We start from the raw sequence: 10485 nt of genomic DNA on the forward strand, positions 1-10485 counted from the left end.
GCGCGGGGCGCGCGATGTGGCGCATGCGGTGTCAAAGGGGCGCAGAACGCGCTTGCGCAACCGCGCAATCGGGCCAGGCAACCGCGTATGGGTGTTGCAGAAAAACGCCACCATGCTGGCGTGCATGCGTTGACTTCACCGCACACGGCCCCGCCCGGCAGCGCGGATTGACAACCCCCCGACCGTTCTATACGGTGGCGCATCGTTCCGACCCAACGCCTTCGCCGTTCATCACCCGCCGCCCGCCATGCCGCGCAAAGCCGCTCAGGTTTCCGAAGCCGACAAGCACGCCGCCGCCGGCGGCGCCATCGCCGTGGACCGGGCGCTGTTCGTGCTGTCGGTGTTCCGGCAGGGCGATGGCGCGCTGGCGCTGGCCGAACTGGCGCAGCGCAGCGGCCTCTACAAAAGCACGCTGCTGCGCCTGCTGGCATCGCTGGAACACGCCGGGCTGGTGCTGCGCCACGCCGATGGCCGCTACGGCCTGGGTCCGGAGGTGGCGCGGCTGCACGCGGTCTACGCGGCATCGTTCTCGCTCGAGGCGGTGGTGATGCCGGCGCTGCGCGAACTGGTCAACGTCACGCGCGAGAGCGCGGCCTTTCATGTCGAGCAGGGCGGGCACCGGCTGTGCCTGTACCGCGTCGATTCGCCACAACCGGTGCGCGACCACGTGCGCGCGGGCGAGCTGCTGCCGCGCGACCGCGGCGCCGGCGCGCGCGTGCTGCGTGCCTTCGCCGGCGAGCCCGGCGAGCTCTATGACCGGATCCGGCAAGACGGCGTGGCGGCGCTGGTCGGCGACCGCAGCCCCGATCTGGCCGGCGTGTCCGCGCCGGTGTTCGGCCCGGGCGGTGTGCTGGCCGGGGCGCTGACGCTGACCTGTCCGGCGGCGCGCTACCGCGAGGCTTTCCGCGACGATGTGCTGCAGGCAGCGCGTTCGCTGACGCGCGCGCTCGGCGGCACGGCGCCGCAGGCTACCCCGGCATCGGTCGTCCCGGACTGACCGTAAACCGCGGCGGGCAGTGCACCCGACCCGGCTTGCAGGGGGTGCCAAGCTGGCGCCGGCACGGGCTATCATGCGGCTGGCATGAAAAACAGCGACGTCACATCTGGTGAAATCAGCGCCCGCATGCCTCGCGTCGCGCCCCCGTGGCCCGATGCCCGCCGATCGATGTTGACGGCAGGCGGACGGCATCCTTGAGGAAATCCCTTGCACCTGGACCAGCAGACCATTGCGGTGGTGATGATGGTGTTTTTCTGCGGCACGCTGATCATTGCAGCGGGGCTGGTGTTTGCGCTGCGCGCGAGCACGGCGGGGCGGCTATGGGCCTTCGGCCATGTGCTGGTGTCGGCCGCGGGCCTGGCGCTGGCGGTCAGCGCGGCCAGCGGCACCGGCCAGCTCGGCACGCTGGGCGCGTTCGCCTTCGTCGCCGGCTGGCTGCTGATCTACCGCGGCGTGCGGGTCTACTACGGCGTGCCGGCGCATCCGGGTGCGCTGGTGGGGGCGGGCGCGATCGTGCTCGGCCTGATGGTGGCCTCCAGCGGCCTGCCCGAAGGCCCGCAGCTGGTGCTGCGCATCGTCTATGGCGTGCTGGCGCTGGTGTCGCTGGCCACTTTCGCCACGCTGGCGCGCGCCGGGCGCGGGCGCCGCAGCATCGGGGCGCCGCTGGTGCTGGTGGCCAGCCTGGTGCAGCTGGCCACGCAGCTGGCGGGCTTCAGCCATGCCATGAGCCTGCCCGCGGGCGGCACGGCCGCGGCGCCGCTGACCCTGTTCTTCGCCGGCCCGGCCGATTCGGCCTGGGTGCTGGCGCCGCTGATCGCCACGCTGCTCGGGCTGTTCGGCTTTACCGTGATGGCGATGGAGCAGATCGTCGCGCACAACGAAAGCGGCGCGCGCATCGACGCCCTGACCGGCCTGCTCAACCGCGGCGCGCTGGAGATGTCGGCGCTGTCGCTGGTGGCGCGCTGGCAGCGCGATGGCCAGCCGCTGTCGTGCCTGGTGATCGATATCGACTACTTCAAGCAGGTCAACGATACCTGCGGCCACCACGCCGGCGATGCGGTGCTGCGCGAAGTGGCGCAGGCGCTGGACAACTCGCGCCGCGCCTCGGATGTGGCCGGGCGCTACGGCGGCGAAGAGTTCTGCGTGCTGTGCCCGCATACCGACGAGCAGCAGGCCTCGGCACTGGCCAACCGCGTGCTGCGCAAGGTGCATGCGATCGCCTTGCCCGCCGGGCGCGGCCATGCCAGCGTCAGCATCGGCGTGGCGCAGCTGCGCGGCGGCGCGGGCAGCCGGGAGGCGCTGTGGCGGACCCTGTTCGCCGATGCCGACCGCGCGCTCTACCACGCCAAGGCCCATGGGCGCGACCGCTATGTGCTGGCGTCGTCGATGGCGCAGCCCGCCGCCGGCGCGGCGGCTGCGCCGCTGCTGCAGCCGCAACCGGACCTGGCCGGCTGAGCGCGCGATCCGGCCTGCCGGCGGGTGTTGCCGCTGATGCGGACTTTTATGTGGGCTTGTGCGGTTCCGGTACGTCGCGCGGCGGCGCGCCGTCATAGCGCCACAGGAACTGGCGCGGCATCGGGCCCTTGTTGCGCCCGCCCTCGCACTGCTGCTCCCACGCGTGCGCGAGGATGCCGACCGAGCGCGACAGGCAGAACAGCCCGCGCGCCAGCGGCGCGGCAAAGCCCAGTTCGGCGTAGATCACCGCGGTGGCGCCATCGATGTTCATCGGGATCGGCTTGCCGCGCCCGGCACCGAGCGCAGCCTCGATCGCGCGCGCGATGCCCGCGTAGCGGCCGCTCACCACGCCGTCCTGCGCCGCCCGCGCGACCAGCGCCAGCAGCCGCGGCGCGCGCGGATCGACCGGATGGAAGCGGTGGCCGAAGCCGCCGACGTACTTGCCGTGCAGGTCGCGGTAGTGCCGCAGCGCGTCTTCGACCGCCAGCGCCATCGTGCTGCCGGCGTCCAGCCGCTGCGCCACGTCGTGGTACAGCGCCACCGCCTGCTCGCCCGCGCCGCCATGCACGTCGCCCAGCACGTTGACGGCCGATGCCATGGCATTGTTCAGCCCCACGCCGCACGTTGCGGCCATGCGCGCGATGGCGATGCTGGGCGCCTGCGGGCCATGGTCGACCGCGGCCATCAGCGCCGCGTCCAGCAGTTCGCCCTGGCCCGGCCCGGGCAGCTCGCCGCGCAGCATCAGCCAGATCATCTGCGCGAACGACACCCGGCCGATCAGCTGCTCGATCGGGTAGCCACGGTAGCGGATCTCGCCCGGGCGCATGTCGATGATGCCGGTGCGCCACCAGTCCTGCGACAGTTGCTGGCCCGCATCCATGCCGTCGTCCTGTGTCTGGCTGCCGCTCATATCGCACCCTCCCGGTTCAGTGCATCGATGTCCGCATCGCTGTAGCCCAGGCTGCCCAGCACCTGGCGCGTGTGCTGGCCCAGTTGCGGCGGCGGCGTGTCGACCGCCGGCGCTTCGCGGTTGAGCTTGAAGCCGGTGCGCACCACGCGGATGTCGCGGCCCACCCCGGGGGCGTCGGCAAAGTCGCCGATCATGCCGCGCTCGCTGACCTGCGGATGGGCCAGCGTCTGCGGCACGTCCAGCACCGGGCCAGCGGGCACGCCGGCCGCGGTCAGCAGCGGCCACCACTCGGCGGCCGGCCGGGTCGCCAGTTCGGCTTCGAGCGCCTGCGTCAGCGCGGCCCGGTTGGCCAGCCGCGCCTGCCGCTGCGCGAAGCGCGCATCGTCAGCCAGCGCCGGGCGGCCCACTACGCGGCACAGCGCTTCGAACTGTTCCTGCTTGTTGGCGGCGATATTGAGCAGGCCGTCGGCGGTCCGGAAGGTGCCGGACGGGCTCGCGGTCATGTTCTCGTTGCCCATCGGCGTGGGCGCCCGGCCCGCGATCAGGTGGTTGGATACCGCCCAGCCCATCGTGGCCAGCGTCGCCTCGAGCATCGAAACATCGATGAAATAGCCCTCGGTGCGCCCGGTATCGGCCAGCGCCGCCGACACCGCGAGCGCCGCGGTCAGCCCGCCGATGGTGTCGGACACCGGATAGCCCACCCGCAGCGGCGCGCTGAGCGCGTCGCCGGTGATCTGCATCACGCCGGCCATGCCCTGGATGATCTGGTCATAGGCCGGCAACCCCGCGAGCGGCCCGTCCTGGCCGAAGCCCGAGATCGCGCAGTAGATCAGCCGCGGGTTGTCCTGCTTCAGGGTTTCATAGCCCAGTCCCAGGCGTTCCATCACGCCCGGCCGGAAGTTCTCGACCACCACGTCGGCGCTTTGCACCAGCCTGCGGAACACGGCCTTGCCGCTGGCGTGCTTCAGGTTCAGGGTGACCGACTGCTTGCCGGGGTTCTGCGCCAGGAACGACACGCCCATCAGGCGCTGGTTCAGCTCCGGGTCGGCGCCCAGCTGGCGCGCCAGGTCGCCGCTGCCAGGGGTTTCGACCTTGATCACTTCGGCGCCGAGGTGGGCCAGCTGGTGGCAGCAGAACGGCCCGGCCAGCACATTGGTGAGGTCGAGCACGCGAACATGGCGTAATGGTTTTTGCATGGCAGGGGTCCGTATCCGTATTCTGTACAACAGAACAACGATCTCTTATAAAGAACAGACGCAGCATAGGAGCCGCTCCGCATCCCTGTCAAGGTTGCCTCGGACGCGCCGCCGGCATGGCGTTCGGAGCCGACAGGCACGCACCCGGTGACTGCCCTACAATAGCGCCCCCGCCCGCAACGGCCTTGCGCCGCGCGGGCCACTTTGCTGGCAGGAAAATGGAATCGAAGATGTCAAACGCATGCGGCCTGGATTTCGGCACGTCCAACTCGACGGTGGGCTGGAGCCGCCCGGGCAGCGCGGCCGCGCTGCTGCCGCTGGAGGATGGCAAGGCGACGCTGCCGTCGGTGATCTTCTTCCATGCCGAGGATCCGCTGGTCAGCTACGGCCGCGCCGCGCTGGGCGATTACCTGGCAGGCTACGAGGGCCGGCTGATGCGCTCGCTCAAGAGCCTGCTGGGCACCTCGATGATGGACGACAGCACCGAGGTGATGGGCCAGGCCATGCCGTTCCGCAAGCTGCTGGCGCATTTCATCGGCGAGCTCAAGTCGCGCGCCGAGCAGGCCGCCGGTACCGGGTTCTCGCGCGCGGTGCTGGGGCGTCCGGTGTTCTTTATCGACGAGGACCCGGTGGCCGACCAGCTGGCCGAAGACACCCTGGCCGGGATCGCGCGCGACGCGGGCTTCAGCGAGATTGCGTTCCAGTATGAGCCGATCGCGGCGGCCTTCGACTACGAGGCCGGCATCACGCGCGAGGAGCTGGTGCTGGTTGCCGATATCGGCGGCGGCACCTCGGACTTCTCGCTGGTGCGGCTGTCGCCCGAGCGCGCCGCGCGCAGCGACCGGCGCGACGACATCCTGGCCAACGGCGGCGTGCACATCGGCGGCACCGACTTCGACCGCGCGCTCAGCCTGGCGCGCGCGATGCCGCTGCTGGGCCTGGGCAGCGCGCTGCGCAACGGCAAGGCGATGCCGTCGAGCCAGTATTTCGACCTGGCCAGCTGGCACACCATCAACCTGCTCTATACGCGCAAGGCGTGGTCGCTGGTGATGGACAACTATCGCGACGCCGCGGACACGGTCAAGCTCGACCGTCTGGTGCGGCTGATCCGCGAGCGCGCCGGACACTGGCTGGCGATCCAGGTCGAAGCCGGCAAGATCGCGCTGTCGGACACGGGCAGCACCGAGGTGGACCTGCACCGGCTGGAACCGGGCCTGTCGCTGACCATCACGCGCGACGAGTTCGATGCGTCGATCGACAAGCTGGTGACGAAGACCGAGCAGACCGTGCACAAGCTGCTGGCCGACGCCGGCGTGCGCGGCGCCGCGGTCGACACCATCTTCTTTACCGGCGGCTCCAGCAGCGTGCCGCTGCTGCGCCAGCGGCTGGCAGCGCTGCTGCCCGAGGCGCGCTGCGTGGAAGGAGACCGCTTCGGCAGCATCGGCAGCGGGCTGGCGCTGGATGCGGCGAGGAAGTTTGGATGAGGGACGGGCGCGCGGGGGTGTAGTTCGCTGCGTGTTTGCTCCCCGCTTGCGTGGAGAGGGAGCACCCCCATCAGCCGCCTCAAGAGTCAGCGTGCTGCGAGCGCATGTCGCGCAGGCCAAATACATCCCCCAGCGCCAGCCTTGCGGCTCGCAGCGCCCCGCGCGCGGCCGCAGCATCGCCAGCGAGGCGCAACAGCGCTGGCAGTTCCTGCGGCGCGCGCAGCAGCCCGCCCAGCACCGCGGCCACATCGGTCTTGCCGTCATCGCCCATGCCAGCCGCGGCAGCGGCCGGCACGGCGCGAGAAGCCGGATCGACGACCACCCGGCATGCCGCGAACGGCAGCCGGCACGCCGACGCCATGCGCGCGGCCAGGTGCGATTCCATGTCGACGCACAGGCCCCCCGTGGCCCGGTGCAACGATGCCTTGGCGGCCACCGTCAGGACTGGCTGGTCGGCCCCGGCCGCGGTGCCGATGCGGGCGTGCGGCAGTGCCGCGTGCATGGCGCGCGTCCACGTCGTGTCGGTGTCGTAGCGCTCGCCGGGCGCGCACACCGCATCGGCCAGCACCACATCGCCCGGCGCCAGCGCCGGCTCCAGCCCGCCCGCCACGCCAAAGCTGAGGATGCCCATGCAGTGCCGGCTGGCCATTGCCGACACCTCTTGCTCCAGCGCCAGGCCGCGCACGCCGTGCACCACGCGGCAGTGCGGACCGGCCGCGATGCGCGCCTCGAACGCCATGCCGGTGACGACCAGCACGAACGGCGCCGTCACAGACCCCACGACACCTGGCCGCTGTGGCCACTGTGATCGGCATGGCCGCGCTGCAGGTTGCGGTAGCGCGCCAGAGCCCACAGCGGAAAGTAGCGCGCATAGCCGTGGTAGCGCAGGTAGAACACGCGCGGGAAGCCCACCGCGGTAAAGCGGGGCTCATGCCACAGGCCGCCGGGCTGCTGCGTGCGCAGCAGGTAGTCGATGCCGCGTGCCACCGCCGCATGCTGCGCGGCGCCCGCCGCCATCATTGCCAGCAGCGCCCACGCGGTTTGCGAGGCCACGCTGGGCGCGGGTTCGTAGCCGCGGTAGTCGAGCCGGTAGCTGCTGCCGTCCTCGCCCCAGCCGCCGTCGGCGTTCTGGATCCGCGCCAGCCACGCCACCGCGCGCTGCAGTTCGGGCGCAGCAGGCGGCAGGCCGGCGGCGTTCAGCGCGCACAGCGCGCTCCAGGTGCCGTAGATGTAGTTGGTGCCCCAGCGGCCGAACCAGCTGCCGTCGGGCATCTGCTCGGCCAGCAGGTAGCGCAGCGCGCGCGCGGCGGGCTCGCTCTTGCCGGGGGTGGCGCCGGTCTGGCACAGCATCGACAGGCAGCGCGCCGACACGTCCGCGGTGGGCGGGTCCAGCAGCGCGCCGTGGTCGGCGAAGGGAATGTTGTTCAGGTACAGGTGCGTGTTCTCGGGCTCGAATGCGCCCCAGCCGCCGTTGCCGCTCTGCATGCCGACGATCCACTCGGTGGCGCGCGCCACCGCTTCGCCGTAGCGCCCCGGCGCATCGTGCGCGCGCATGAAGCGGTCCATGGCGGCGGCCACCACCGCGGTGTCGTCGACGTCGGGGTAGTAGGCGTTGGCGTACTGGAAGGCCCAGCCGCCGGGGCGCACCAGCGGGCGCCGCACCGCCCAGTCGCCGCGCAGGTCCAGCACCTGCAGCGGCCTGAGCCAGTCCAGCGCGCGCCCGGCGGCTTGCGCCGCGCGCACTTCGCCGGTTTCCATCAGCGCGTGCGTGGCCAGCGCGGTATCCCACACCGGCGACAGGCAGGGCTGGCAATAGGCCTCGTCGCCGTGCTCGACCAGCAGGCGCTCGAGCGAACGCCGCGCCACCGCGCGCGCCGGATCGTCGGGCGGCACGCCCAGCACGTCGAACATCATCACGCTGTTGGCCATCGCCGGGAAGATCGCGCCCAGCCCGTCCTCGCCGTTGAGTCGCTCGCGCACGAAGCGCTGTGCCGCGGCAATGGCGCGCCGGCGCAGCGTGCGCGGGAGCAGCGGCTCGGCCACGCGCAGCAGCGCATCGAGCCCGCGGAACACCGTGTACCAGCCGGCATGCTGGTGCGGTGCGCGCGGCGGCAGGCCCACCGTGTGGCAGTTGCCGACAAAGAGTTCGTTGATGCCGATGCCGCGCGGGTTGCGCGCCTGCGGGCGCAGGCTGTTGAGCACCAGCAGCGGCACGATTACCGTGCGGGCCCAGTACGAGATCTTGGACAGGTGGAACGGGAACCAGCGCGGCAGCAGCATGATCTCGACCGGCATCATCGGCACCGCCTTCCATGGCAGCACGCCGTACAGCGCCAGCAGCGTGCGCGTGAACACGTTAGTGGCCTCGGCGCCGCCCATGGCGTGGATGGCCTGGCGCGCGCGCTGCATCGGCGCGGACTGCGGATCGTCGCCCGCCATCTTCAGCGCGAAATACGCCTTGACGCTGGCACTGACGTCGGAGCGGCCCTGATGGAACAGCGGCCAGCCGCCATCGGGGTTCTGGATGCGGCGCAGGTAGCGCGCCATGCGCGCTTCCAGGTCGAGGTCGGGCGCTTCGCCGAGGTAGTGCACCATCAGCACGTATTCGGCGGGGATGGTGGCGTCGGCCTCGAGTTCATAGATCCAGTGGCCGTCGGGGCGCTGCTGGTGCAGCAGTGCGTCGAGGGCGCGGCCGATGCCATGGTCTAGCGCTGGCGCGGACAAGCGTGTCGCCGGCGCTTGCGCCGGGCCGGCCGGCTCACGCTGCGCCGCATCGGTGTGCGGCGCGGCGTTGGCAAGGGCGGTCTCGTTCATCGACATGCAACCTCCTTGTGCCGGCGACCGGCATGCCGGCCCCGGCGTGCATCGACATGCCGCGCTCAGCCAATGGCGTGGCGCAGCACGATCCAGAGCAATTGCGCGCGCGGCAGGCGTACGCGCTGGCGCGGCGCCCGCCAGGCCTGCGCGCACAGCCGCGCCAGGATGCGGTGATAGACCTCGGCCATGATGCGCGGCGAACGCACCTGGCGTGCCGGGCAGCGCGCCATGATGGCCTGGGCCTGGTCGTAGTGGGCCTGGGCCTCGCGCGCCACGGCCGCGCATGCCTGCCCGAGCGCCGGGTGCGCGGCCACGGCCGCGGGCGTGGCGGTCGCGATGCCGGCCGCCGCCAGCGCCTCGGCCGGCAGGTAGAGCCGGCCGATGGCGGCATCCTCGTCGATATCGCGCAGGATATTGGTCAGCTGCAGCGCACGGCCCAGGTGGTGCGCCAGCGCAATCCCGCAATCCGTCTCCAGCCCGAACACGCGCACCGCCAGCCGGCCCACCGCGCTGGCCACGCGGTCGCAGTACAGGTCGAGGGTGGCGGCATCGGGTGCGCGGATATCCTGCACCACGTCCATGGTCATGCCGTCGAGCACGGCGAGGAAGTCCGCCTGCTGCAGGTCGTAGGCGCGGATCTGTTCGCACAGCGGCTGCAGCGGCGCGGGCGGGTTGCCGGCGTAGCAGGCGTCGATGTCGCGGCGCCAGGCATCGAGCGCGGCCAGGCGCTCGGCATGCGGCGCGTCGCCGTCGGCGATATCGTCGACGGCGCGGCAGAACGCGTAGATCTGGAACATGGCCTGGCGCTGTGCCGCCGGCAGGATGCGCAGCGCGGCATGGAAGGAGCTGCCCGACGAGGCGGCGGGACCAGCCTGGGCGCCGATGCCGGAGCGGCTGTCTGAAGCTGCGATCTGAGTACCGGCCACGTAACTCCTCGACACGCTGCTTACCGTCCCGCACTGGCCGCGCGGCGTTGGCGCGCGACTCGTCCGGGAGGTGGTTGTGGGTCGGGCGATTATAGCAATTTCACCTGCAACGGCGCGGGCGCGACCGTGCTGCAGCATGGTTGCGCCCAAACAAAAAGCCCCGCAAATCTGCGGGGCTTTCGTGCCGGCCGGCCCGTCGGGCCAGCCGGAGCCTCACCGGTATCAGAGGGCCTGAATCTTGGTGGCTTGCTCGCCCTTCTGGCCCATGGCCTTGACGTAGCGCACCTTCTGGCCTTCCTTCAACGACTTGAAGCCCGAGCCTTCGATGGCGGAGAAGTGCGCGAACAGGTCATTGCCGCCTTCGTCCGGCGTGATGAAGCCGAAGCCCTTGGCGTCGTTGAACCACTTAACGGTACCGGTTTCCATATCTATCTCAACCTTGAATTTCAAAATGAGCGAAAACGCTCGTTATACACCGTGTGCAAGCACCCGGCGGATCTGTTTTATCTTCCCCGCCAGCGCATTCCATATGACTTCGATATGTCGCTGTCGTGACAACCGAAACCGTCACGGAACGACAACACCAAATGACACACCGAATGGGCGCTGCACAAGTGGGAATCATTCTGCCGAATTTTCCCGGTGTGTCAATCAGGCTAAGCGCCTAATCATGATGAGAGGTTCCGACAGGAGATATTAG

At 70.7% G+C, this 10485-nt stretch carries 9 protein-coding genes; 3 read left to right on the forward strand and 6 right to left on the reverse strand.

What is annotated here, in order from left to right:
• Positions 1-247: 247 nt before the first annotated feature.
• Both CBM2588_RS21650 and CBM2588_RS21655 read left to right on the forward strand, forming a co-directional pair.
• Complete coding sequence (locus tag CBM2588_RS21650; protein ID WP_115682417.1) at positions 248-997, forward strand: IclR family transcriptional regulator; 750 nt, start codon at positions 248-250, stop codon at positions 995-997.
• A 207-nt stretch (positions 998-1204) separates the two neighbouring features.
• Positions 1205-2452, forward strand: a complete 1248-nt coding sequence (locus CBM2588_RS21655; protein ID WP_115682418.1) for a GGDEF domain-containing protein — start codon at positions 1205-1207, stop codon at positions 2450-2452.
• Positions 2453-2498: 46 nt separating this feature from the next.
• Here CBM2588_RS21655 and CBM2588_RS21660 read toward each other — a convergent pair whose 3' ends face one another.
• Positions 2499-3362: a citryl-CoA lyase gene (locus tag CBM2588_RS21660; protein WP_115682419.1), complete on the reverse strand. Its 864-nt coding sequence runs from the start codon at positions 3360-3362 to the stop codon at positions 2499-2501.
• Complete coding sequence (locus CBM2588_RS21665) at positions 3359-4558, reverse strand: CaiB/BaiF CoA transferase family protein (RefSeq protein WP_115682420.1); 1200 nt, start codon at positions 4556-4558, stop codon at positions 3359-3361. Before CBM2588_RS21665 ends, CBM2588_RS21660 begins: the two co-directional genes overlap by 4 nt.
• A gap of 218 nt (positions 4559-4776) precedes the next feature.
• On the opposite strand from CBM2588_RS21665, the gene CBM2588_RS21670 reads away from it, so the two are divergent.
• A complete protein-coding gene (locus CBM2588_RS21670; protein WP_115682421.1) occupies positions 4777-6042 on the forward strand; it encodes an Hsp70 family protein in 1266 nt (421 codons plus the stop codon).
• Between the two features lie 79 nt (positions 6043-6121).
• Here the strand turns inward: CBM2588_RS21670 and CBM2588_RS21675 are convergent, their stop codons facing one another.
• From CBM2588_RS21675 to CBM2588_RS21690, 4 genes are all read right to left on the reverse strand, one after another.
• Positions 6122-6814, reverse strand: a complete 693-nt coding sequence (locus tag CBM2588_RS21675; protein WP_115682422.1) for a phosphorylase — start codon at positions 6812-6814, stop codon at positions 6122-6124.
• Complete coding sequence (shc, locus tag CBM2588_RS21680; RefSeq protein ID WP_115682423.1) at positions 6811-8862, reverse strand: squalene--hopene cyclase; 2052 nt, start codon at positions 8860-8862, stop codon at positions 6811-6813. The genes CBM2588_RS21675 and shc overlap by 4 nt, the downstream gene beginning before the upstream one ends.
• A 59-nt stretch (positions 8863-8921) precedes the next feature.
• The gene (gene hpnD / locus CBM2588_RS21685) at positions 8922-9785 is read right to left on the reverse strand and encodes a presqualene diphosphate synthase HpnD (RefSeq protein ID WP_115682424.1); all 864 of its coding nucleotides are present in this window, start codon (positions 9783-9785) and stop codon (positions 8922-8924) included.
• Positions 9786-10007: 222 nt separating this feature from the next.
• The gene (locus CBM2588_RS21690; RefSeq protein ID WP_012356773.1) at positions 10008-10211 is read right to left on the reverse strand and encodes a cold-shock protein; all 204 of its coding nucleotides are present in this window, start codon (positions 10209-10211) and stop codon (positions 10008-10010) included.
• Positions 10212-10485 lie beyond the last annotated feature (274 nt).

Origin of the sequence: Cupriavidus taiwanensis (assembly GCF_900250075.1) — a bacterium.
Taxonomy (GTDB): Bacteria; Pseudomonadota; Gammaproteobacteria; order Burkholderiales; family Burkholderiaceae; genus Cupriavidus; species Cupriavidus taiwanensis_C.

What these genes read in the sequence shown, in the direction of transcription:
- CBM2588_RS21670 (WP_115682421.1), top strand. Translation starts at nt 4,777, where the DNA reads ATGGAATCGAAGATGTCAAACGCATGCGGCCTGGATTTCGGCACGTCC.
- CBM2588_RS21665 (WP_115682420.1), bottom strand. Translation starts at nt 4,558, where the DNA reads ATGCAAAAACCATTACGCCATGTTCGCGTGCTCGACCTCACCAATGTG.
- CBM2588_RS21660 (WP_115682419.1), bottom strand. Translation starts at nt 3,362, where the DNA reads ATGAGCGGCAGCCAGACACAGGACGACGGCATGGATGCGGGCCAGCAA.
- shc (WP_115682423.1), bottom strand. Translation starts at nt 8,862, where the DNA reads ATGTCGATGAACGAGACCGCCCTTGCCAACGCCGCGCCGCACACCGAT.
- CBM2588_RS21690 (WP_012356773.1), bottom strand. Translation starts at nt 10,211, where the DNA reads ATGGAAACCGGTACCGTTAAGTGGTTCAACGACGCCAAGGGCTTCGGC.
- CBM2588_RS21650 (WP_115682417.1), top strand. Translation starts at nt 248, where the DNA reads ATGCCGCGCAAAGCCGCTCAGGTTTCCGAAGCCGACAAGCACGCCGCC.